This is a genomic window from Streptomyces sp. NPDC018019 (assembly GCF_044327805.1).
Classification (GTDB): domain Bacteria; phylum Actinomycetota; class Actinomycetes; order Streptomycetales; family Streptomycetaceae; genus Streptomyces.
Window position 1 is genome coordinate 591,909 of record NZ_JBIRGD010000001.1, and the last position, 22,914, is coordinate 614,822.

The following is a 22,914-nucleotide window of genomic DNA, read 5'->3' on the forward strand; positions in this document are numbered from 1 at the left end:
CGCGAACACGGCCGGGAGGCAGCGATGAACGGGGACGGCGGCGAGGACCGCGGCAGCACGGGGGCGCACGAGGCGGCCGTGGGGGCGCCGACGCCCGGCCCCGGCGCCGCCACCGGCACCGCGGCCCGCCTCCAGAAGCTCTTCGAAGGGCACCGTCTCACCCCCACCCAGCGGCGCATCGCGCACTGCATGGTGCGCCGGGCCGCCGACGCGCCCTTCCTCTCCAGCGTCGAACTCGCCGAACTGGCCGGGGTCAGCCAGCCCTCCGTGACCCGCTTCGCGGTCGCGCTCGGCTTCGACGGCTACCCGGCGCTGCGCAAGCACCTGCGCAAGGTGGCGCCGGCCACGTCCGCGCGCGGCACCGGCACGTACAACGAGTACCAGCAGGCCGTGCAGGCGGAGATCGACAACCTGCGCCACCTCGCGGCGGTCCTGGCCGATCCCGGGCCGGTGGTCCGGGCCGGCCGGCTCTTCGCGGCCTCCCGGCCCCTGCCGGTCCTCGGTCTGCGCGCGGCGACCGCGCAGGCCGCCGGGTTCGCGTACTTCGCCCGCAAGGTCCACCCGGACGTCCGGCTGCTCGACGAGGGCGGCACGATGCTCACCGACCGCATCGACGCGGCGGTGCGGGCGGGCGCGAGCACCCTGCTGTGCTTCGCGCTGCCGCGCCACCCGCGCGAGGTCGTGGACGCCCTGGAGTACGCGCACGAGGCCGGGCTGACCGTCGTCACCGTCGCCGACAGCGCCTTCGCGCCGGTCGCCCGCCACACGGACCTGCTGCTGCCCGCCGCGGTCGGCACCGGCCTCGCCTTCGACACGGCCTGCGCGCCGATGCTGCTCGGCCGCGTCCTGCTGGAGGCGATGTGCGACGCCCTGCCGGACGCGCAGGCCCGGCTGGAGGAGTTCGACGTGAAGGCCGCGGAGCGGGGGCTCTTCGTCGAGTGAGCCGCCCGCGCCTCCTGCGTACGGCCGGAAAGCGCCCCGGCGGTTTCACGGAATTCTCAGACGGACTGGCTACCATCCGCCGCCGTGAACGGGGTTCCGCCGGTCGCGGCGGGTCCGTCGCCGTCGCCGGTGATCCGTAGCCGGAACGTGGTGCGAGGAGGTTGTCGTGGGTCGCGGGGCTGTTGCGCTGGCGCGGGTGGCCGTGCTGGTACGGGCGCCGGCCGGGTGGCTGTGGTGGCCGGGGCTGCTGGCCGCGGGGATCGGTGTGCTGCCGCCCAGCCTGACCGGGCGGCGGATCGGGGTGCTGACGGGGGCGGCGCTGTTCGTCGTCGCGGCGTTCGCGGTCTTCGCGGTGCGCCGCAAGCGGTACGCGCACCTGGCGAAGGCGGCCTCCCGGGCCGGGAAGTCGGCGATCCTCCAGGACCGGGCCGTGACCCTGCGGGTCTGGCGGCGGGCCCACCGCTGGTGGCTGCTGGTGGCGTTCCTGGCGGCGGTCGGCTCCTCGTTCGCGGTGCCCACGGCCGGCGGGCTGCTGCTGGCCGGGACCGGACTCGGGCTGTGGGCCAAGGCGCTCTGGCTGGGCCGCTGGGAGCACGAGCACGACGCGCTGCTGTGGGTCCGTACGGAGGCGGCGGTACGGGGCGGGCCCGCGGGCCGGCACGTGCGCGGCCACCTGACGACCGGCGTCGCGGCGAAGGACGCTCGGCCGGGGGGTGCGAAGGCGGCCCGGCAGCGGGCGGCCGGGCCGACGACGGCTCGGCCGAAGGCGAAGGCCGCGAGGACCTGAGGACGAGCCCGGGGGCCGGCGCGGGAGCTACTCGCCCCGGGCGCGGCTCGCCCCGGCGCGCAGGACGAGCTGGTTCACGCCCCACAGGGCGACACCGATCGCGACCAGGACGGCGGCCCGTACGTACACCTCGGCCGCCCGGTCGGCGAGCGGGCCGGCCAGGACGAGGGCCCCGGCGGCGCCGAGCACCGGGAGGACGGTCGGCGTACGGAAGTGCCGGTGCGGCACCCGGTCGCGGCGCAGTACCAGCACCGCGATGTTGACGACGGCGAACACGCACAGCAGCAGGAAGGCCGTCGTGTCGCCGAGCCCCTCGATCTCGCCGGTGAGGACCAGGCCCAGGGCCAGCAGCGTGGTGAGGACGATGCCGACGACGGGCGTGCGCCGGCCCGGCAGGACGCGGGCCACGGCGCGCGGCAGGATGCGCTCGTTGGCCATCCCGTAGCACAGCCGGGAGGCCATCATCATGTTGATCAGCGCGGAGTTGGTAACCGCACACAGCGCCATCAGCGCGAACACCGTCGGCGGGAACGTCGCGCCGCCCGCGTGCACCACCTCCAGCAGCGGCGCCGACGAGCCCTGCAACCGCCGGTGGTCGACCAGCAGCGAGGAGACCAGCGCGACGAGCACGTAGACCGTGCCGGTGATCCCCACCCCGAGGAAGATCGCACGCGGGAAGTCCCGGCCCGGGTGCTCGGTCTCCTCCGCCATGTTCACCGAGTCCTCGAAGCCGACGAAGGCGAAGAAGGCCAGCCCGGTGGCGCCCAGCACGCCGGTCAGCACCGCGAGGCCCGTACCGCCGGTGTCGAGCTGGACCAGCCGCGCCGGCTCCCCGCCGCCCGTCACCGCCGCGTACACCCCCAGCCCGATGATGATCAGCAGTCCGGACACCTCGACCAGGGTCAGCACCACGTTCGCCTTCACCGACTCCGCCACACCGCGCAGGTTCAGCGCGGCCAGCGCCAGCACGAACACCACCGCCACCAGGGTCGGCGGCAGATCGGCGAAGGTGCGCAGATAGTCGCCGCTGAAGGCGCGGGCGGCGGCGCTCGCCGAGGACAGACCCGAGCACATCACCATGAAGGCGACGAGGAACGTCAGGAACGGCACCCGGAACGCCTTCTGGGTGTAGAGCGCGGCGCCCGCCGCCTTCGGGTACTTGCCGACGAGTTCCACGTACGAGGCGGCGGTCAGCACCGCGATGCCGAAGCCGATCACGAAGGGCAGCCACAGGGCGCCGCCGACCTTGCCCGCGACCTTGCCGGTGACGGCGTAGACACCGGTGCCCAGGATGTCCCCGACCACCAGCAGGACCAGCAGCTTCGGGCCGATGGCGCGGCGCAGCGGGGCGGTGGCGCCGGCCGGGCCGGGGGTGTCCGCGGAGGGTTCTCGCATGTGCCCGGCATGCCCGCCCCGCATGATTTTTAGAGCCGGCGTTCAGGCGGATGAGTGTGTCGCCCGGAGCCGGGTGAGCGCGTCACCGTGGGCGCCGCCGCTCTCCGCGACCAGATCGTCCAGCTCCTGCGCGGTGCGCACGGTGGCCCAGCGCAGGCCGCCGTCCGGGTCCGGCGCGTACCCGTACACCCCGGGCCGGGGCAGCGAGTTGTACGCGAAGTGGGTGGAGAAGTAGTACGCGCCGGTGTCCAGGAGGGCGACGTGGTCGCCCGGCTCCAGGAGCGGCAGCGGCCGGTCCCGCGCGACCAGGTCGCCCGCGAAGCAGCAGGGCCCGGCGACGTCCTGGGCGACCGGATCGCCGGACTTGAGGAGCCCCTGCGCGTCGTAGGCGGCCACCCGGACCGGCCAGGAGTCCGGCGCGAAGACCGTACGGGTGGCCACCTGGGCGCCCGCGTGGGTGACCGCGATCCGCCGGCCGCCGGCCGACTTGGCGTACTCGACGCGCGCCAGGACGACGCCGTGCTTGGCGAGCAGCGAGCGGCCGAACTCGGTGACCAGCCCGTAGCGCCCGTCGAACAGCCCCGGCACGGAGGTGTGCAGCAGCCGGGCGTACGTGCGGTACGAAGGCGCCACCTCGTCGGACGCGAAGTTCACCGGCAGGCCGCCGCCGATGTCCAGGGTGGTGACCTGAGGCCGCCCGGCCCTCTCGTTGATCTCCTCGGCCAGCTCGTACAGGACGCGCACGCCGTCCGCCATCAGCTCCAGCGGCATGCCCTGGGACCCGACGTGGACGTGCAGCCGGGTCAGCCACGGGCGGTCCAGGAAGGCCTGGACGACCCGGTCGCGGACGTCCTCGTCGCGCAGCGGCACCCCGAACTTCGAGGTGCCGGTGGCGGTGCTCATCGCGCCGATGCTGCCGCCGCCGAGCTGCGGATTGACCCGCAGACCCAGCGGCGAGCCGGTCGGCGCGGAGCCGGTCAGGGCGTCCAGCCGGGCGAGTTCGCCGAAGCTGTCGGCGTTGACGGCGATGCCGAGGGCGAGCGCCTCGCGCAGCTCCGCGGGGGTCTTGGCGGGCGAGTCCAGCACCGTACGGGCCGGCGGCACCCCGGCGGCGCGCGCCAGCGCCAGCTCACCGGGGCCGGCGACCTCGCAGCCCAGCCCCTCGCCCGCGAGCAGGCGCAGTACGGGGACGAGCGAGGCGGCCTTGACGGCGAAGGCGTGCAGGACCGGAGTGCCGGGTGCGGTGAACTCCTCGAACGCAGCCCGCAGTTCGGCGGCGGAGCGGCAGATTCCGGCGACGTCCAGCAGACCCGCGACGGGGGTGGCGGGGCCGACCAGACCTTGGGCGACGGCTGCGGCGACGGCGCGGTGGCGCAGGGGGGAGGGGGCGTGGGCCGGGGAGTCGGAGATGGGGGCGGTGGGCGAGACGGAAGCGGAATCGGCAGGGGCGGGGGAGGCATCGGAGGACGAGGGCGGGGGCGTCGCGGAGCTCATGGCACCACTCCACCACCTGCCCGCCGTGGCCGCCATCGATCGGCCCGTCCGCAGGCGGTGTTGACCTCCGTGGCCCGCGGCAATAACGTCGCGGCGCTCTCACGAGGGCCCCTTCCCCGGAACGGTGGTGCGGTACATGCGATACCGGCACGTCCAGGCGGGACCGGCGGTGCGGCACGGCCTCCCGCACCCGCCCCGGTCCGGGCACCCCGACGTGATCGTGGTCGGCAGCGGCATCGTCGGCGCGGCCTGCGCCGAGTCGCTCACCCGGCGCGGCGTACGGGTCACCGTCCTGGACCACGCGCCCCTCGTCTCCGGCACGACGGCCAGCGGCGAGGGCAACCTCCTGGTCTCCGACAAGCCGCCGGGACCCGAACTCGACCTGGCGCTGGTCTCGTCGGCCCGCTGGCCACGGCTGCTGGCGGAGCTGGACGACGAGCTGCGCGGGGGCGGGGGCGGCGCCGTCGGCACCGCCGGTGCGGGCGTCCCGGGCGGGCTCGTGGAGCGGTGCGAGTACGAGACGAAGGGCGGCCTGGTGGTCGCCCTCGGGGCGGCGGGCGCCCGGGCCCTGACCGGTTTCGCCGCCGCGCAACGGGCCGCGGGCGTCACCGCGTACGAGGTCGGCCCGGACGAAGTGCACGCCTATGAACCACATGTCTCGCCGGGTGTCCGGGCCGCCGTCCACTACCCGCAGGACGCCCAGATCCAGCCCGTCGCCGCGGCCACCGCGCTGCTCGGCGCCGTCCAGGGACGTGGCGGCACGCTGCGGTCCGGGGTGCGGGCGCTCGGCGTGGAGCGCGGCGCGGACGGCCGGGTGACGGCGCTGCGCACCTCGGCCGGGACGCTGCCGTGCGGCGCGGTCGTCAACGCCTGCGGCCCGTGGGCGGGCCGGTTCGCGCGGGCGGCGGGCACACCGCTGCCGGTGCGGCCGCGCCGGGGCCTGGTGCTGGTCACCGCGCCGCTGCCGCCGGGCACGGTCCGGCACAAGGTGTACGACGCCGACTACGTGGGCGCCGTCGGCAGCGGCGACGCCGACCTGCGGACCTCCACGGTCGTCGAGGCGACCCGGGGCGGGACGGTGCTCATCGGGTCGAGCCGGGAGCGGGCCGGCTTCGAGGAACGTTTCCGCGTCGCCGTCCTCCGCGAACTCGCGCGCAAGGCGACCGCGTTGTTCCCGGTGCTGGGCCGGGTCCCGGTGATCCGCGCGTACGGCGGCTTCCGCCCGTACACCCCCGATCACCTGCCGGTGATCGGCCCGGACCCGCGGCTGCCCGGCCTGTGGCACGCGACCGGGCACGAGGGCGCGGGCATCGGCCTCGCACCGGCGACCGGCGAACTCCTCGCGCAGCTGTACGCGGGCGAGCGCCCGTGCCTCGACCCGGAGCCGTACCGGGTGGGGCGGCCGGGGCTGACGGAGGAGGCGCGGTGTTCCGCGTGACGGTGGACGGCGCCGAACACCGGGCGCGCGCCGGCCAGACGGTCGCCTCGCTGCTGCTGGCCGCGGGACGCCTCTCCTGGCGCACCACGCGCGGCGGCCGTCCGCGCGGCGTGTTCTGCGGGATCGGGGTGTGCCACGACTGCCTGGTGGTGGTCAACGGCGTCCCCGACGTACGGGCCTGCCGGCGCGTGGTGGTGGCGGGCGACCGGATCGAGACGCAGGACGGGGCGCGGTTGCCGGAGCCTGCGCCGAGGGAACTTCCGGTGCGGGTGCCTTCCGCGGCGGCGCGGGACCTGGCCGTGCCGGTGGTCGTCGTCGGGGCCGGGCCCGCGGGCATGGCGGCAGCGCTGGCGGCGGCCCGGGCCGGTGCGCGGGTGGTGCTGGTGGACGACGGGGAGCGGCCGGGCGGGCAGTACCACCGCCAGGCCGCGGACGGCCCGGCGCGGGGCGCTGCGGTCCGGGCCGTACAGGAGCATCCGCGGATCACGTGGCTGCCGGGGTGCACGGTGTGGGCGCTGGAGGCGGGCGGCGGGCAGGGTGGTCCGGCGCCGGGGGCGTCCGTGCGTGGAGGCCCGGGGGGCGGGGGCCCTGGGAGCTATGGGGGCCATGAAGGTTCTCGGGATCGTGGGGAGCGTGGCTGGACCGTGCACGTCCTCCAGGGGCCCGCCGATGCCCCTGCCCGGACGCCGCACACTCTGCGCGCCGACGCCCTGGTCCTGTGCACCGGCGCGTACGACCGGGCGCTGCCGTTCCCCGGCTGGGACCTGCCGGGGGTCGTCACGGCGGGCGCGGCGCAAGCGCTTGCCAAGGGGCAGCGGACGGCGATCGGCCGCCGTGTGGTGGTCTCCGGCACCGGGCCGTTCCTGCTGCCGGTCACGGCGTCGCTGCTCACCGTGGGCGCGCGCGTCCTCGGCGTGTACGAGGCGGGCTCGCCCGCCGCCTGGCTGCGCGCGCCCGTGACCGCGCTCCGGGACGGCGGCGGCAAGCTCCCCGAACTCCTCGCGTACGCCGCCGGGATGGCGCGGCACCGCGTCCCCTACCGGCCCCACCGGGCGGTCGTCGCCGCGCACGGACGGGACCGCGTCGAGGCGGTGACGGTGGCCCGCCTCGCGCCGGACTGGCGCATCGTGCCCGGTACCGAACGCCGCATCGAAGACGTGGACGCGCTCTGCGTCGGCTACGGCTTCACCCCGCAGCTGGAGCTGGCCCTCGCTGCCGGCTGCGCACTGCGCGACAACGCCTGGGTCGCGGTCGGGGCCTGGCAGCAGACCTCCGCGCCCGGCGTGTACGCGGCGGGCGAGCCCACCGGTGTCGGCGGTGCGGCGCTCGCCGCGGCCGAAGGCGGACTGGCGGGGCTGGCGGCGGCCCGCTGGGCCGGGGGCACGACCCACGCGCCGGCCGACGACGTACGGCGCGCCCGGACCGTCCGGCAGCGGGTGCTCGCGGGCCGGCGGTTCGCCCGGCTGCTCGCCACCGCCCACCCCGTACGCCCCGGCTGGCGCACCTGGCCCGACGCGGACACGCTCGTCTGCCGCTGCGAGGAGGTCCCGTACGGCCTGTTGCGTACGGCGGCGGGGGAGCGGGGCGCGGACGGCCCGGGGACGCCGGGGGGACCGGAAGACGGTGCGGACAACGGCCCGGACGAGGGACCGGGCAACGGCGCGTCCGGCGGCCCGGATGATGGTCCGGACGCCGTGTGCGGCCTTCCCGCGGACGGCATGCGGAGGTTCAAGCTCGCCACGCGGGTCGGCCTGGGCCCCTGCCAGGGCCGGATCTGCGCCCGCAACGCGGCCGGACTCTGCGGCCCGGCCGCCCTGCCCGACCCGCAGACGGCCGACCGGCGTCCGATCGCCCAGCCGGTGCGGCTCGCGGACCTCGCCACCGCGGGGCCGGACGGACCCGGGCCCGTACCCGATGCCGCCGGGCCCGGCTCCGTACCCGACCCCAATCCCGGCCCCGCGCCCGCCCAGCCCTGATCCCCCCACCCGGATAGATCCACTCCCGACCGATCCCGCCGTACCGAGAGGACCCGCCATGACGGACCACGCGACGTCGCAGTCCCGCACGTCCCGCGCCGCCTCCCGTACCTCCCTGACCGGCGTCATCGTTGCCACCGCCCTCCCGTACGCCGAGGACCCGGTCGCGCCCGCCGGGCTGCGGCCCGACCTCGACCGGTACGCCGACCACTGCCGCTGGCTGGTCGACAACGGCTGTCACGGGGTCGGCCCGAACGGTTCGCTCGGTGAGTACTCCTCCCTCACCGACGGCGAACGGCGCGCGGTGGCCCGTACGGCCGTCGCGGCGGTGGGGCGGGACGCGCTCGTCGTCGTGGGCGTGCACGGGGCCGGTGCGCACCAGGCGCGGCACTGGGCGCAGCTGGCGGCCGAGGACGGCGCGGACGGCGTGCTCTGCCTGCCGCCCACCCTCTACCGGGCCAACACGTCCGAGATCGTGCGGCACTTCGAGGAGGTCGCGGCCGTCGGGCTGCCGGTGATGGTCTACAACAACCCGCTCGACACCAAGGTCGACCTCACCCCGGAGGTGCTGCGGGAGGTCGCCGCGATCGACGGTGTGGTGGCCGTCAAGGAGTTCTCCGGCGACGTCCGGCGGGTGCTGCACATCAAGGAGCAGGCGCCCGGCCTGGACGTGGTGGCGGGCGCCGACGACCTCGTGCTGGAGGCACTGCTCATGGGGGCCACCGGCTGGTTCGCCGGCTTCCCCAACGTCTTCCCCGCCGAGTCCGTCCGCCTCTACGAGCTGGCCCGGGCCGGGCGCGTCACGGAGGCGCGGGAGTTGTACGAGCCGCTGGTCGCCGCGTTCCGGTGGGACTCGCGTACCGAGTTCGTCCAGGCCATCAAGCGTGGGATGGACCTCGTGGGGCGCTACGGCGGGCCCTGCCGGCCGCCGCGCGGGCCGCTGCTGCCGGAGCACCGGCGGCAGCTGGACGCCGACATGCGCGGCGCCGTCCAGGCGCTGGAAACCTGGGTGAAAGCGGCCGGGTGATGACGGGCGACGGCCGCCGGGCGGGGACGGGGGAGGCGGGCCGCGGGGCGGGACCGGACGGCGCTGCGGGCCCGTTCGCCGCCCACGGCTCCTTCGCCGCCCGCAGTGTGCACACCTTCACCGCCGTGGACTCGCACACCGAGGGCATGCCGACGCGCATCATCACCGACGGCGTCGGCACGATCCCCGGCGCGACCATGGCCGAACGCCGTCGGTACTTCGTCGAGCACCTCGACCACATCCGCCAGTTGCTGGTGAACGAACCGCGCGGGCACGCCGCGATGAGCGGAGCGATCCTGCAACCGCCCACCCGGCCCGACGCCGACTGGGGCGTCGTCTACATCGAGGTCTCCGGCTGCCTGCCGATGTGCGGGCACGGCACGATCGGCGTCGTGACGGTCCTGGTGGAGACGGGCCTGGTGGAGGTCGTGGAGCCGGTCACCACCGTACGGCTGGACACTCCGGCCGGGCTGGTGGCGGCCCGGGTCGCGGTGCGCGACGGCCGAGCCGAACACGTCACGATCCGCAACGTCCCCTCGTACGCGCACGAGCTGGACGCCGTGGTGAAGGTGCCCGGCTTCGGCGAGGTCCGCCACGACCTGGCGTACGGCGGCAACTTCTACGCGATCACCCCGCTCGCCGCGCTCGGCATCCCCTTCGCCGCCTCCCACCTGGACGAGATCCTCGCGGCGGGCCTGGCCGTGATGGCCGCGGTCAACGAGCGGAACCGGCCCGTCCACCCCACCGATCCGGCCATCTCCGGCTGCCACCACGTGCAGTTCACGGCCCCCGGCACACCGGGCCCGGACGGCTCGGACTCCCGTAACGCCATGGCCATCCACCCCGGCTGGCTCGACCGCTCGCCCTGCGGCACCGGCACCAGCGCCCGCATGGCCCAGCTGCACGCGCGCGGCGAACTCCCCCTTGGACGCCCCTTCGTCAACGAGTCCCTGATCGGCACCCGCTTCACGGGCCGCCTGGTGGGCACCGACCGGGTCGGCGGGCGGCCGGCCGTGGTGCCCACGGTGACCGGACGGGCGTGGATCACGGGCACGGCCCGGTACGTCCTCGACCCGTCCGACCCGTTCCCCCGCGGCTTCGTGCTGTAGGGGCGGGGCGGGTCGGGTTGGGGCGGGGCCGGAGCACGGGGGCGTGGCTGCGAAGGTGAGCTGTGGTGCGCGGTGGTCGCGTACGGGCGAGAGAAAGCGGAGCGCATTGTTCATCAGGAAAACAGCCGGTCGGGGGCACGGAACGCGCAGGCTGCGGTGGCTGGCCGGGCCGGTCGCGGTGCTGGCGCTGTACGCCGGTACGGGGGCGGCCGTGGCCCAGGACCGGTCTCCGGACGGCGCGGGGAGCGCGGCGGCCGTCACCGGCCGGGACGCCTCGGCCGTCCGCGTCACCGAAGGCCAGGTCCGGGAGGCCGGGCCCGGCGGCACGCTGCTGTACCCGAGCGTGACCAGCTGCCTGACCGTGACGGTCCGCCTCGCGGGCGGCGGCCTGGTGGGCGCGCACGCCAGCCTGTTCCAGGTGCCGGGGGAGTACCGCTCCGACCGCATCCTCGGCGCCCTGCGCGACCGGGTCGGCGGCCGGCGGGTCACCGCGGTGGAGGTCAGGGGCGCGGTCGGCGCCTGGTACCCCGGCTACTTCACGAAGGCCGTGGAGAGCTACGGGGACGGGGAGACCGTCCCGTACCCGACGCGTCCCGACCCGGCGGGCCTGGCGACGGCGGTGGCGGACGGCCTGCGGCAGCCGGTGGCGAAGGTGACGGTGACGGACGTACCCGACGGCGACCAGACGGTGTCGGACGGACCGGAGGCGGCCACACGGTGACGGACGGACCGGAAGGCGACCAGGCCGTGACGGAGGTTCCTGCCGCGGACCGGGCGGTGAGCCGAGGTCGCCGGGCCGGCCGCCCCCGACCTGTTGACTAGCCATATTCAACACCCCAAGATGTGAATAGCTCGATCCAGCAGCGCCGCCCGCCCCGCGCGCGGCGCCCGCTCCACAGGCATCGCCCGATCCACCGATCCACGCGAGCCATTCGCATCGACGTCAGGGAGGCACGGCCCATGTCGGGACCGCGACCCGTGCGGGCACCGCGCGGTACGGAACTGAGCGCCCGGGGATGGCAGCAGGAAGCCGCGCTGCGCATGCTGCAGAACAACCTCGACCCGGAGGTCGCCGAGCACCCGGACCAGCTCGTCGTCTACGGCGGCACCGGCAAGGCCGCCCGCGACTGGCGCTCCTTCGACGCGATGGTGCGCACCCTGACCACGCTCAAGCAGGACGAGACGATGCTCGTCCAGTCCGGCCGGCCGGTCGGCGTCATGCAGACCCACGAGTGGGCGCCGCGGGTGCTGATCGCCAACTCCAACCTGGTGGGCGACTGGGCCAACTGGGAGGAGTTCCGGCGCCTGGAGGCCCTGGGGCTGACCATGTACGGCCAGATGACGGCCGGCTCGTGGATCTACATCGGCACACAGGGCATCCTCCAGGGCACGTACGAGACGTTCGCCGCCGTCGCCGCGAAGCGGTTCAACGGCTCGCTCGCCGGGACGATCACCCTCACCGCCGGGCTCGGCGGCATGGGCGGCGCCCAGCCGCTCGCCGTCACGATGAACGACGGCGTGGCCATCTGCATCGACTGCGACCCGCGCGCCATCGAGCGGCGCATCGAGCACCGCTACCTGGACGTCAGGGCCGACAGCCTCCAGCACGCGCTGCAGCTCGCCGTCGAGGCCCGCGACCAGCGCAAACCGCTCTCCATCGGCCTGCTCGGCAACGCGGCGGAGCTGCTGCCGCAGATGCTCGCCGACGGCGCGCCGATCGACATCGTCACCGACCAGACCTCCGCCCACGACCCGCTGTCCTACCTCCCGCTCGGCGTGGACTTCGCGGACATGGCCGGCTACGCGGCCGAGCACCCCGCCGACTTCACCCGCCGGGCCCGTGAGTCGATGGCCCGCCACGTGGAGGCCATGGTCGGCTTCATGGACGCCGGGGCCGAAGTCTTCGACTACGGCAACTCCATCCGCGGCGAGGCGGAACTGGCCGGGTACAAGCGGGCCTTCGCCTTCCCCGGCTTCGTGCCCGCCTACATCCGCCCGCTGTTCGCCGAGGGCAAGGGGCCGTTCCGCTGGGCCGCGCTGTCCGGCGACCCGAAGGACATCGCCGCCACCGACCGGGCGATCCTGGACCTTTTCCCGGAGAACGAGTCCCTCGCCCGGTGGATCAAGCTGGCGGGCGAGCGGGTGCACTTCCAGGGCCTGCCGGCGCGGATCTGCTGGCTCGGCTACGGCGAGCGCGACAAGGCGGGCGAGCGCTTCAACGACATGGTCGCCGACGGCACCCTCCAGGCGCCGCTGGCCATCGGCCGCGACCATCTGGACTGCGGCTCGGTGGCGTCCCCGTACCGGGAGACCGAGGCGATGCTCGACGGCTCCGACGCCATCGCCGACTGGCCGCTGCTGAACGCCATGGTCAACGTCGCGTCGGGCGCCTCGTGGGTGTCCCTGCACCACGGCGGCGGCGTCGGCATGGGCCGCTCCATCCACGCCGGGCAGGTCACGGTCGCCGACGGCACAGCGCTGGCGGGCGAGAAGATCCGCCGGGTGCTGACCAACGACCCGGGCATGGGCGTCATCCGCCATGTCGACGCCGGGTACGAGCGCGCCGACGAGGTGGCGGCCGAACGCGGCGTCCGCATCCCGATGCGGGAGGGCGAGTGACCCCGCCGAACGACGGACCGGCGCACGACGATCCGGCGCACGACGGCCCGGCGGCGGACGCCACCGGGAAGCCGGCGACTCCGGCGGCGGAGGCCGGCGGACAGCCGGGTAGACCGGCGGAGCGTACCGGGTGGGCCGGCGGGGCCTCCTTCCACGAGATGTGGCGCGACCTCGCGGCCCTCGGCCGCAACGCCGCCACCGGCGGCTACCGCCGCTACGCCTGGACCGGCGCGGACGCCGACTGCCGGGCCTGGTTCGCGGACCAGGCCCGCGCCCGCGGCCTGGCCTACGAGGTGGACCGCAACGGCAACCAGTGGGCCTGGCTCGGCGCGGCGTCCGCCGCGGACGTGGCCGCCGGTGACGCCGTCGTCACCGGCTCCCACCTGGACTCCGTCCCGGACGGCGGCGCCTTCGACGGGCCGCTCGGCGTCGTGTCCTCCTTCGCCGCGCTCGACGAACTCCGCCACCGGGGCGCCACCCCCGGCAAGCCGCTGGCCGTCGTCAACTTCGGCGACGAAGAAGGCGCCCGCTTCGGCCTGGCCTGCGTCGGCTCCCGGCTCGCCGCGGGACAGCTCACCGTGGAGCGGGCCCATGAACTGCGCGACGGCGACGGTACGACGCTGCCGCAGGCCATGGAGCGGGCCGGTTACGACCCGGACGCCATCGGCCCGGACCCCGACCGGCTCTCCCGCATCGGCGCGTTCGTCGAACTGCACGTCGAGCAGGGCCGGGCGCTCGACCTGACCGGCGACCCCGTGGGCATCGCCTCCGCCATCTGGCCGCACGGCCGCTGGCGGTTCGACTTCCACGGCGAGGCCAACCACGCCGGCACCACCCGTCTGGTGGACCGCCGCGACCCGATGCTCACCTACGCCGCGACCGTGCTCGCCGCCCGCAAGCGCGCCGAACTGGCCGGTGCGCTGGCCACCTTCGGCAAGATCGGCGTCGAGCCGAACGGCGTGAACGCCATCCCGTCGCTGGTCCGCGGCTGGCTGGACTCCCGCGCCGCCGACCAGGAGACGCTGGACACCGTCGTCGCCGCCATCGAGCGGGAGGCCGCCGAACACGGCCGGCGCGACGGCGTCGACGTCCGCGTCACCCGCGAATCCTTCACCCCCGTCGTCGAGTTCGGGCACGCCCTGCGGGACGAGCTGGCCGAGATCCTCACCCACGCGGCGCAGCGCCGCCCGGGCGGCGCCCGCGAGGTGCCCGTACTCGGCACCGGCGCCGGACACGACGCGGGTATTTTGTCCGCAAGCGTCCCCACCGCCATGCTGTTCGTACGCAACCCCACCGGCGTCTCGCACTCGCCCGCCGAACAAGCGGCCGAGGACGACTGCCTCACCGGGGTGACCGCACTCGCCGACGTACTGGAGGGCCTGGCGTGCAGGTGACAGCCGGACCGACCCCGCCGCTGCCCGGCGGGACGGCCGCCCCGACGACGTACTGGCTGGAACACGCCTGGCTCGGCACCCACGTCGAGCCGGGCGTGGCGGTGGACGTGGACCCGGCCGAGGGGCGCATCGGCGCCGTACGGACCGAGGTCCCCGCCCCGCCGCCCGGCGCCGTCGCCCTGCGCGGCCTGACGCTGCCGGGTCTGGCCAACGCCCACTCGCACGCCTTCCACCGGGCGCTGCGCGGCACGGTCCAGGTCGGGTCCGGCACCTTCTGGACCTGGCGCGAGGTCATGTACCAGGTCGCCTCGCAGCTCACCCCCGACTCCTACCACGCCCTCGCGCGGGCCGTGTACGCGGAGATGGCGCTGACCGGCATCACCTGCGTCGGCGAATTCCACTACCTCCACCACGGCCCGGGCGGCACCCGCTACGCCGACCCCAACGCGATGGGCGAAGCGCTGATCGCCGCCGCCGACGAGGCCGGCATCCGCATCACCCTGCTGGACACCGCCTACCTCTCCGCCGGCTTCGGCGCCCCGCCCAACCACCACCAGCTGCGCTTCTCCGACGGCACGGCCGACGCCTGGGCCGAGCGCGCCGCCGAGCTGAAGGAGGGCCGGCCGCACGCCCGCATCGGCGCGGCCGTGCACTCCGTACGCGCCGTCCCCGCGGACCAGTTGAGCACCGTCGCGGAGTGGGCCGGGCAGCGGCAGGCACCGCTGCACGTCCACCTCTCCGAGCAGACCGCCGAGAACGACGCCTGCCGCGAGGCGCACGGCCGCACGCCCACCCAGCTGCTCGCCGAGCACGGCGTCCTGGGCCGCCGCACCACCGCCGTGCACGCCACCCACCTCACCGGCGAGGACGTACGGCTGCTGGGCGCTGCCACCACCGGGGTGTGCATGTGTCCCACCACCGAGCGGGACCTCGCCGACGGCATCGGCCCCGCCGTCCAGCTCCAGGCCGCCGGCTGCCCCCTGTCGCTCGGCAGCGACAGCCACGCCGTCATCGACCTCTTCGAAGAGGCCCGCGCGATGGAGCTGGACGAACGGCTGCGCACCCGCACCCGCGGCCACTGGACGGCCGCCGCCCTGCTGCGCGCCGCCAGCGCCGACGGCCACGCCGCACTGGGCTGGCACGAGGCCGGCGCCATCGAGCGCGGCGCGCTCGCCGATCTCACCACGATCGCGCTGGACTCCGTACGCACCGCGGGCCCGCTGCCCAGGCTGGGCGCCGAGACGGCCGTATTCGCCGCCTCCGGAGCGGACGTACGCCATACGGTCGTCGGCGGGCGTCAGATCGTCCGCGACGGAGTCCACACGCTCGTGCCCGACGTCCCCGCCGCGCTGGCCGAGGCCATCGCGGCCGTACGCGGCTGAGACCGCGGCCGAAGGAGAGCACCCCCACGATGAACCACGCCCGCACCGCAGCCGCGGAGCGCGCCGCGAACGGCCGCACCACCGCCATCACCAACATCGCCGGTCTCGTCACCAATGACCCCTCCCTCGGCGAAGGCCCCCTCGGTCTGATCCAGGACGCGGCCGTCGTCTTCGACGGCGACCGCGTCGCCTGGGTCGGTACGACAAGCAAAGCACCCGCCACTGACAGTCACCTCGACGCCGGGGGCCGCGCGGCCCTCCCCGGCTTCGTCGACTCCCACTCCCACCTGGTCTTCGGCGGCGACCGCACCGCCGAGTTCAACGCCCGGATGTCCGGCCGCCCCTACTCGGCCGGCGGCATCCGCACCACCGTCGCCGCCACCCGGGCCGCCACCGACGAGGAGCTGCACGCCAACGTCGCCAGGTACCTCGCCGAGGCCCTGCGCCAGGGCACCACGACCCTGGAGACCAAGTCCGGCTACGGCCTGAACGTCGAGGACGAGGCCCGCGCCCTGCGCATCGCCGCCGACCACACCGACGAGGTCACCTTCCTCGGCGCGCACATCGTCTCCCCCGACTACGCCGACGACCCCGCGGGCTACGTCGACCTCGTCACCGGCCCCATGCTGGACGCGTGCGCCCCGCACGCCCGCTGGATCGACGTCTTCTGCGAACAGGGCGCCTTCGACGGCGACCAGGCCCGCGCCATCCTCACCGCGGGCAAGGCCAGGGGCCTGCACCCGCGCGTACACGCCAACCAGCTCCACCACGGCCCCGGCGTCCAGATCGCCGTCGAACTCGACGCGGCCTCCGCCGACCACTGCACCCACCTGGACGCCGCCGACATCGACGCGCTGGCCAACAGCTCGACCGTCGCCACGCTGCTGCCCGGCGCCGAGTTCTCCACCCGCGCGCAGTGGCCCGACGCGCGCCCCCTCCTCGACGCGGGCGCCACCGTCGCGCTGTCCACCGACTGCAACCCCGGCTCGTCCTTCACCAGCTCGATGCCGTTCTGCATCGCCCTCGCCGTCCGCGACATGAAGATGACGCCCGACGAAGCCGTCTGGTCCGCCACCGCGGGCGGCGCCGCGGCCCTGCGCCGCACCGACATCGGCCGCCTCACCCCCGGCACCCGCGCCGACCTGGTCCTCCTGGACGCACCGTCCCACGTCCACCTCGCCTACCGTCCGGGCGTCCCACTCGTCTCGGCGGTCTGGCGCGCGGGCGTACGCGTCTGAGGGGACCGCGACTTCGCCATATTTCCGTACCGGACATGGCGAAGGTCGCGTAAGGTTCGGACCTCAATGCGAACAACTGTCGCAGTCACCCGCACAGGCGGAGAAACCCCGCGTTCCTCCGGTGCACGACCAAGGTGACCGCGAGGGGGAGGAACCCACATGAAGTCGACCCGTCTGAAGGCCCGCCTGGCCGGTACCGCGGCGGCCGTCGCCGTCCTCGGTGGCGCCGCCCTGGCCACGGCGCCGACCGCCGCGGCGAAGGCCAACCTGATCTCGATCGAGCGGGCACAGCTCCGCGGCGGCGAGCTGTCCATGACCGTCAAGTACTCCTGCGACACCGGCCTCTCGTGGCGGCTGGTCGGCAAGATGACCAAGGTGGACCAGGGCAAGGACCCGAAGTCGGTGGCGGCCGGCGAGGTCGCGGCCGACAAGATCATCTGCGACTACTCGGACCGCATCCTCAAGGTCAAGCTCCGGCCGGCCAAGGGCTCGCACTTCGTGAAGGGCGACGAGGTGCGGGTCACCGCCAACTACGTGGCGCCGGGCGAGCAGGAGGACGGCAACCCCATCGCGGTGACCTCCACGGTGCTGTGACCACACGCTGAACGAACGGGGCCGGCCCCCGGGACCGCACCGGTCCCGGAGTCCGGCCCCGTCCGCGTGTCTCACCCCGTCACCCCCGCGTCCCGCGCGCACAGTGCCGCCTGCACCCGGTTGCCCACCTCCAGTGCGGCCAGAATCCGGCTGACATGGGCCTTGACCGTGCTCTCCCGCATCGCCAGGGCGCGGGCGATCTCCGCGTTCGACGCCCCGTCGGCGAGGAGGGACAGGACCTCGGTCTCGCGCGGGGTGAGGCGTTCGATGCGGGCGCGGGCGTCCGGGGTGCCGCGGGTGGCCGCGTGGTGGTAACGGTCGATCAGGCGGCGGGCGGCCGTGGGGTGGAGCATCGCCTGGCCCTCGGCGACGACCCGCACGGCACGGATGATCTCCGCCGGGTCGCTGTCCTTGAGCAGGAAGCCCGAGGCGCCCGCGGTGAGCGCGTCGTACACGTACCGGTCGAGGTCGAACGTGGTCAGCACCACGACCTGCGGCGGGTCCGGCAGCCCGCGCAGCCGCCCGGTGGCGGCGATGCCGTCCAGGCGCGGCATCCGGATGTCCATCAGCGCCACGTCGATCCGGTGGGCGCGGGCCAGCTCGACGGCTTCGGCGCCGTCCACCGCCTCGGCCACGACGGTGATGCCGGGGGCGTCGCCGAGGATGTCCGTCAGCGCGAGCCGGACCAGGCTGTCGTCGTCGGCGACCAGCACGCGGATCATGTCGCTCCCGTCGTCGGCGCGTCCGGCCCGGGGGCCGTCGGGAGGGCGGCGGTGATGCGCCAGCCGCCGTCCGGCGTCGGGCCGTACTCCAGGGTCCCGCCCAGGGCGGACATCCGCTCGCTGAGCCCGATGAGGCCGTTTCCGCCGGTCCCGCCCCCTGGCGGGTGGTCCGTGCCGATGGCGTCCGCCGGGCCCGGTACGCCCGCCGTGTTGTGCACCTCGACGGTGGATTCGTACGGCCCGTAGCGCACCGTCACCCGTGCCGCCGCGCCCGGCGCGTGCTTGCGGGCGTTGGTCAGGGCCTCCTGGACGAGCCGGTGCACGGCCAGGCGCCGGCCGGCGGGCAGGCTCCGGTCGTCGCCCTCGATGTCGGCCTCGATCCGCTGGCCCGCGGCGCGTGCCTCGTCCAGCAGCGCGGACAGTTCCCGCAGCCCCGGCGCCCGGGAAGTGTCCGCCGCGGCCTGCTCCGGCCGTCCCCCGGTGTCGCGCAGCGCACCCAGTACGTCCCGCAGGTCGCCGAGCGCCTCGGTGGAGGTGGTGCGCAGCAGCGCGAGCCGGTCCGCGACCGGCGCGGGCAGGGTGTCGGCGCGCCTTTGCAGTGCGCCGGTGTGCAGTGCGAGGACCGAGAGCCGGTGGGCCAGGACGTCGTGCATCTCGGCGGCGATAAGGGCGCGTTCGGTGAGGCGGGTCTGTTCCGCGCGGAGTTCGCGCTCCACCCGCAGCTGCTCGACACGCGCGGCGAGGGCGGCCTCCAGGCGCCGCCGGCTGCTCACCCACAGCCCCAGCGCGAGCACGATGCCCAACGGGAACAGCGGTCCGTACGATCGGCTCACCCACAGGCTCTGCGGCGGCTGTACGAGCGCGTTCCCGGCCAGGGCCACGGCCGCGGCCACGCAGGGGACCACCAGGCGTCCGTGGGCGACCAGGTGGAACAGCACGACCAGCAGCGGCAGCACCATGCCCAGCCCGGCGGCCAGCGCGACCGTACAGACCAGGGCTACCGCCGGGCGGCGGTAGCGCAGCGCCACCGTCAGGGCCCCGGCGACGGCGAGGCCGACCTCCGGGCTCAGCACGGTCCCGCCCGCGCTGATGTACGCCTCCTGCCCGGCCTCCTGCACGATGGCGGCCAGCAGCAGCGCCTCGGCCCACCAGGGCCAGCCGCGCTCCGTCCGCACCAGGCCCGGCTTGCCCGGGTCTGCCACCCCCAGTTCGGCTCTGGCCCGTTTCGCCGCCTTCAGCACGCGAACGAGCATAGGGCTGCAGCCGGGCACGCACATTCGACCCACGGCCGTACCTGCCCCCTACTTTCGTACGGGGTGCCCCTCGCACAACGGCCGATGGACCGTGTCCCGGCGCTTCCTAGCGTCACCGGCATGAACGCGACACCAGTTCCCACAGCCACGGCAACCCCCGAAGTCACCGGCCCCGTGCGCTTCCTCCGCGAGGCGGCCCGCACCCCGCACACCACCGGTGCCGTGGCCGCCAGCAGCCCGCGGCTGGCCGCCCGGCTGGCCGCACCGTTCGCCCGGGAACTGCGGCGCTCCGGCCGTCCGGCCGCCGTGCTGGAGGTGGGGGCGGGCACCGGACCGGTCACCCGGGCACTGGCCGGGCTGCTACGGCCCGCCGACCGGCTGGACGTGGTCGAGATCAACCCCCGTTTCGTCGCGGCGCTGAACGGCGCGCTGCGCACGGACGCCATCCTGGCCGCGGCGGCCGGCCGGATACGCGTCGTCCCCGGCTCGATCACCGAAGTCCCCCTGGACCGCCGCTACGACGCGATCGTCTCCGGCCTGCCGTTCACCAACTTCGCGCCGGACGAGGTCCGTACGATCCTGGACCGCTACCTGTCCGTGCTCCTGCCGGGCGGCCACCTCACGTACTTCGCCTACCTCGGCACCGCCCCCGCCCGCGCGCTGCTGGCGAGCCGGTCCGAGGCGGCCCGGCACCGTGCGGTGGCGGATGTGCTGACCGAGTACGGGGAGCGTTACGGGCAGGGGCGCAGCACGGTGTGGCGCAATGTGCCACCGGCGTACGTGCATCACCTGCGCGCCCCGGTGGGCCGGGGCTGAGGCGGGGCCGGGCAGCAGAGGAGGGCCCGTCCCGATCGCTCGGGGCAGGCCCTCTCCCACGCGGGCGTCGGCCGGCCCGTTCAGGCCGGCAGCGACCGCGGAGTGGTCGTCGCGCTCACTCCTCGACCATCAGCCCCTTGCGGAGCCGTACCAGCGTGCGCGACAGCAGGCGCGAGACGTGCATCTGGGAGATGTTCAGTTCCTCGCCGATCTCCGACTGCGTCATGTTGGCGACGAAGCGGAGCGAGAGGATCTTGCGGTCCCGCGGGGGCAGCTCGGCGATCAGCGGCTTGAGCGATTCGACGTACTCGATGCCTTCGAGGCCGTGGTCCTCGTAGCCGATGCGGTCGGCCAGCGCGCCCTCGTTGTCATCCTCCTCCGGCTGGGCGTCCAGCGAGCTGGCGGTGTACGCGTTGCTCGCGGCCATGCCCTCGACGACCTCGTCGTTGGTGATGCCGAGGCGTTCGGCCAGCTCGCTCACCGTGGGGGAGCGGTCCAGCTGCTGTGCCAGCTCGTCGCCGGCCTTGGCCAGGTCCAGCCGGAGTTCCTGCAGGCGCCGGGGCACCCGCACGGACCAGCTGGTGTCACGGAAGAAGCGCTTGATCTCGCCGACGATGGTCGGCATGGCGAACGTGGGGAACTCCACGCCCCGGCTCAGCTCGAAGCGGTCTATCGCCTTGATCAGGCCGATGGTGCCGACCTGGACGATGTCCTCCATGGGCTCGCTGCGGGAGCGGAACCGGGAGGCCGCGAACTTCACGAGTGCGAGGTTCAGTTCGACCAGGGTGTTGCGGACGTACGCGAATTCGTGGGTGCCTTCCTCCAGCGACTCCAGGCGCTCGAAGAGGGTCTTGGACAGGGCCCGCGCGTCCAGCGGCCCCACCTCGTCGTACGGGGGGATCTCGGGCAGCCCGTCGATCTCGGGGATTCCCGCCGCGTCCGTTCCGGACGGTTCAGATGTGATGTGCGGGGAACGAGTCTTCTGGGACGGGTCGGGCAGGGCGGTTCCGGTCAGGACGGCTTCGGTGAGAGCGGCCTCTGCGAGGGCGGTCTCCGACAGGTCTGACAGGGGAGTCGACGACGCGGTCTCCGGGTTGTCTTCGGTGCGCAATTCGTCGAGCCGGGGTGACATGGTGTCCTCCATCGTTCTCGGCATATGGCTGCCGATGCCTCTACGTGAAGCTGCGGTGTGCGGCGCCTCCAAAGCCGGCCGTTTCGGATGTGTTCCTTCTACGCCTACCTGGCTTTGCCGGAAGATGGCAAGTGCGTGTTGTCCTGGTTCGTCGGTGAATGCGTATGGTTCGGCTACCAGCCGCGCGTATCGAAGGCGTAGTGTTCGGTCAGCGCAGTCGTAAGCAACCGGACGCCGAGACAGCAAGAGGGGTGCACGCGCATGGACCGCGGGACGGTCGGCAGTGCCAGTCGGGGACGGCTCAATGTCGCTATCCGGCATCAAGGTGCCAGCGCGATCGTGACCGTCGCGGGTGAGTTGGACCACCACACCGCGGAGCTGTTGCGTGAGTCACTCGAAGGGTGCGTCGCCGACGGCTTCGCACGGCTGGTGGTCGACTGCTCACAGCTGGAGTTCATGGACTCCACCGGCTTGAACGTGCTGCTCGGCGCTCGGCTGAAGGCGGAGGCCGAGGGGGGCGGCGTACATCTGGCCGGAATGCAGCCGGTGGTGGCGCGGGTCTTCGAGATCACAGGTGCGGACGCGGTCTTCACCGTGCACGACTCCCTCGACAAGGCTCTCGCCGACTGACGGAAGCGGCGCGAGCGGTGCACCAGGGGGGTCGCCTCCCGTGCGCGTTGCCCGCGTCACAACTTCCGTACCCAAGAAGTGGGTGTTCTCACGGTCCCGTCGGGCAGGAGACATCTGAATCTGTTGAATCTGTCAGGTAACCGCTATCCGTGAAATGGCGAATCGGTGAGGTGAAGCGCTGATGAGCACCACCCGGCCGTACCCGCCGGGCGACCTCGGCCCGGAGCCGGGCAACGCCGGCGCTCCCTCCGCCTCCCCGGCCGTCCCGGCCGGCCAGATCCGCAGGCTGCGCCTGGCGGGTGTGCAGGGAGCCGTTGCGCGGGCCCGTGACTTCGCCCGGGAGGCCCTCCACGACTGGGGCTGGCTGCCGGCTGCCGGTGCCGACCAGCGGGCCGCCGCCGAGGACGTACTGCTCGTGGTGTCCGAGCTGGTCACCAACGCCTGTCTGCACGCCGAGGGGCCGGAGGAACTGCGGCTGCGCAGCAACGCCAAGGTGCTGCGCCTCGAAGTGACCGACCTGGGCGCGGGCTCGCCCGCACCGCGCACCCCGCACCGGGCGGGGCGGCCCGGCGGGCACGGCATGTTCATCGTGCAGCGCCTGTGTCTGGACTGGGGTGTCGTCCGCAACCCCGACGGCACGGGCAAGACCGTGTGGGCGGAACTCGCAGCTCCCTCCTAGGGCCCCGGGCCGGGGCCCTCCTTCGCGACTGCGGGGTGGCGGGCCTGGACGGTCCGGTTCCGGCACCGAGGCTGCGGCAGGGCATCGGGCCCGGCCTCGGGTGCGGTGCGGCGCAGCGGTGTGGCCCTGGGTGAGGGGCCGGCCGCGTTGGGTGGCGACGTCCCGGCGTGACGGGCCTGCGCACCGCGGGTGACGCGGATGGCGCGCCCCTCGTGGACACACCCGAACCCGTACGCCCTCCTTGCCGCCCTTCCTCCGCTTTCCCCCTTCTCCTTCCTCACCCTCCC

General features: G+C 74.5%; 20 protein-coding genes. 15 read left to right on the plus strand and 5 right to left on the minus strand.

Annotation, left to right across the window (positions count from 1 at the left end):
- Positions 1-24 precede the first annotated feature (24 nt).
- The gene (locus ACH4FX_RS02760; RefSeq protein ID WP_398474374.1) at positions 25-942 is read left to right on the plus strand and encodes a MurR/RpiR family transcriptional regulator; all 918 of its coding nucleotides are present in this window, start codon (positions 25-27) and stop codon (positions 940-942) included.
- Between the two features lie 166 nt (positions 943-1,108).
- The gene (locus tag ACH4FX_RS02765; RefSeq protein ID WP_398474375.1) at positions 1,109-1,729 is read left to right on the plus strand and encodes a hypothetical protein; all 621 of its coding nucleotides are present in this window, start codon (positions 1,109-1,111) and stop codon (positions 1,727-1,729) included.
- Between the two features lie 27 nt (positions 1,730-1,756).
- Here ACH4FX_RS02765 and ACH4FX_RS02770 read toward each other — a convergent pair whose 3' ends face one another.
- Together ACH4FX_RS02770 and ACH4FX_RS02775 are read right to left on the minus strand one after the other, a co-directional pair.
- Positions 1,757-3,124, minus strand: coding sequence for an APC family permease (locus ACH4FX_RS02770; protein ID WP_398474376.1), 1,368 nt, complete (start codon positions 3,122-3,124; stop codon positions 1,757-1,759).
- Between the two features lie 42 nt (positions 3,125-3,166).
- Entirely contained in the window at positions 3,167-4,618 is a 1,452-nt protein-coding gene (locus tag ACH4FX_RS02775) for a diaminopimelate decarboxylase (RefSeq protein ID WP_398474377.1), read from the minus strand.
- Between the two features lie 136 nt (positions 4,619-4,754).
- Between ACH4FX_RS02775 and ACH4FX_RS02780 the strand changes: the two genes are divergently transcribed.
- The 10 genes from ACH4FX_RS02780 to ACH4FX_RS02825 all read left to right on the plus strand — a co-directional run bounded on the left by ACH4FX_RS02780 (position 4,755) and on the right by ACH4FX_RS02825 (position 17,395).
- Positions 4,755-6,056: an NAD(P)/FAD-dependent oxidoreductase gene (locus ACH4FX_RS02780; RefSeq protein ID WP_398474378.1), complete on the plus strand. Its 1,302-nt coding sequence runs from the start codon at positions 4,755-4,757 to the stop codon at positions 6,054-6,056.
- Entirely contained in the window at positions 6,044-8,032 is a 1,989-nt protein-coding gene (locus tag ACH4FX_RS02785) for an FAD-dependent oxidoreductase (RefSeq protein WP_398474379.1), read from the plus strand. Before ACH4FX_RS02780 ends, ACH4FX_RS02785 begins: the two co-directional genes overlap by 13 nt.
- Before the next feature lie 58 nt (positions 8,033-8,090).
- Positions 8,091-9,059, plus strand: coding sequence for a dihydrodipicolinate synthase family protein (locus ACH4FX_RS02790; protein WP_398474380.1), 969 nt, complete (start codon positions 8,091-8,093; stop codon positions 9,057-9,059).
- The gene (locus ACH4FX_RS02795) at positions 9,059-10,168 is read left to right on the plus strand and encodes a proline racemase family protein (RefSeq protein WP_398474381.1); all 1,110 of its coding nucleotides are present in this window, start codon (positions 9,059-9,061) and stop codon (positions 10,166-10,168) included. Before ACH4FX_RS02790 ends, ACH4FX_RS02795 begins: the two co-directional genes overlap by 1 nt.
- 106 nt (positions 10,169-10,274) lie before the next feature.
- Complete coding sequence (locus ACH4FX_RS02800) at positions 10,275-10,889, plus strand: hypothetical protein (protein WP_398474382.1); 615 nt, start codon at positions 10,275-10,277, stop codon at positions 10,887-10,889.
- A 239-nt stretch (positions 10,890-11,128) separates the two neighbouring features.
- A complete protein-coding gene (gene hutU, locus ACH4FX_RS02805) occupies positions 11,129-12,787 on the plus strand; it encodes a urocanate hydratase (protein ID WP_398474383.1) in 1,659 nt (552 codons plus the stop codon).
- A gap of 158 nt (positions 12,788-12,945) precedes the next feature.
- On the plus strand, positions 12,946-14,181 hold the full coding sequence (locus ACH4FX_RS02810; RefSeq protein WP_398474629.1) for an allantoate amidohydrolase: 1,236 nt from the start codon (positions 12,946-12,948) through the stop codon (positions 14,179-14,181).
- Positions 14,172-15,563, plus strand: coding sequence for a formimidoylglutamate deiminase (locus tag ACH4FX_RS02815; RefSeq protein WP_398474384.1), 1,392 nt, complete (start codon positions 14,172-14,174; stop codon positions 15,561-15,563). The genes ACH4FX_RS02810 and ACH4FX_RS02815 overlap by 10 nt, the downstream gene beginning before the upstream one ends.
- Before the next feature lie 29 nt (positions 15,564-15,592).
- Positions 15,593-16,801, plus strand: a complete 1,209-nt coding sequence (gene hutI / locus ACH4FX_RS02820; protein WP_398474385.1) for an imidazolonepropionase — start codon at positions 15,593-15,595, stop codon at positions 16,799-16,801.
- 159 nt (positions 16,802-16,960) lie between these two features.
- On the plus strand, positions 16,961-17,395 hold the full coding sequence (locus ACH4FX_RS02825; RefSeq protein ID WP_398474386.1) for a hypothetical protein: 435 nt from the start codon (positions 16,961-16,963) through the stop codon (positions 17,393-17,395).
- A gap of 71 nt (positions 17,396-17,466) precedes the next feature.
- On the opposite strand, the gene ACH4FX_RS02830 is transcribed toward ACH4FX_RS02825, so the two are convergent.
- Together ACH4FX_RS02830 and ACH4FX_RS02835 are read right to left on the minus strand one after the other, a co-directional pair.
- Positions 17,467-18,117 carry a response regulator gene (locus ACH4FX_RS02830; protein WP_398474387.1) on the minus strand — a complete coding sequence of 217 codons (651 nt, stop codon included), beginning with the start codon at positions 18,115-18,117 and terminating at the stop codon, positions 17,467-17,469.
- On the minus strand, positions 18,114-19,319 hold the full coding sequence (locus tag ACH4FX_RS02835) for a sensor histidine kinase (RefSeq protein ID WP_398474631.1): 1,206 nt from the start codon (positions 19,317-19,319) through the stop codon (positions 18,114-18,116). The genes ACH4FX_RS02830 and ACH4FX_RS02835 overlap by 4 nt, the downstream gene beginning before the upstream one ends.
- Before the next feature lie 171 nt (positions 19,320-19,490).
- Here ACH4FX_RS02835 and ACH4FX_RS02840 point away from each other — a divergent pair, with 171 nt between their 5' ends.
- The gene (locus ACH4FX_RS02840; protein ID WP_398474388.1) at positions 19,491-20,186 is read left to right on the plus strand and encodes a class I SAM-dependent methyltransferase; all 696 of its coding nucleotides are present in this window, start codon (positions 19,491-19,493) and stop codon (positions 20,184-20,186) included.
- Between the two features lie 115 nt (positions 20,187-20,301).
- On the opposite strand, the gene ACH4FX_RS02845 is transcribed toward ACH4FX_RS02840, so the two are convergent.
- Complete coding sequence (locus ACH4FX_RS02845; protein ID WP_398474389.1) at positions 20,302-21,318, minus strand: RNA polymerase sigma factor SigF; 1,017 nt, start codon at positions 21,316-21,318, stop codon at positions 20,302-20,304.
- A gap of 261 nt (positions 21,319-21,579) precedes the next feature.
- Between ACH4FX_RS02845 and ACH4FX_RS02850 the strand changes: the two genes are divergently transcribed.
- Both ACH4FX_RS02850 and ACH4FX_RS02855 read left to right on the plus strand, forming a co-directional pair.
- Positions 21,580-21,948: an STAS domain-containing protein gene (locus tag ACH4FX_RS02850; protein WP_398474390.1), complete on the plus strand. Its 369-nt coding sequence runs from the start codon at positions 21,580-21,582 to the stop codon at positions 21,946-21,948.
- A gap of 181 nt (positions 21,949-22,129) precedes the next feature.
- Entirely contained in the window at positions 22,130-22,627 is a 498-nt protein-coding gene (locus ACH4FX_RS02855) for an ATP-binding protein (protein ID WP_398474391.1), read from the plus strand.
- Positions 22,628-22,914 lie beyond the last annotated feature (287 nt).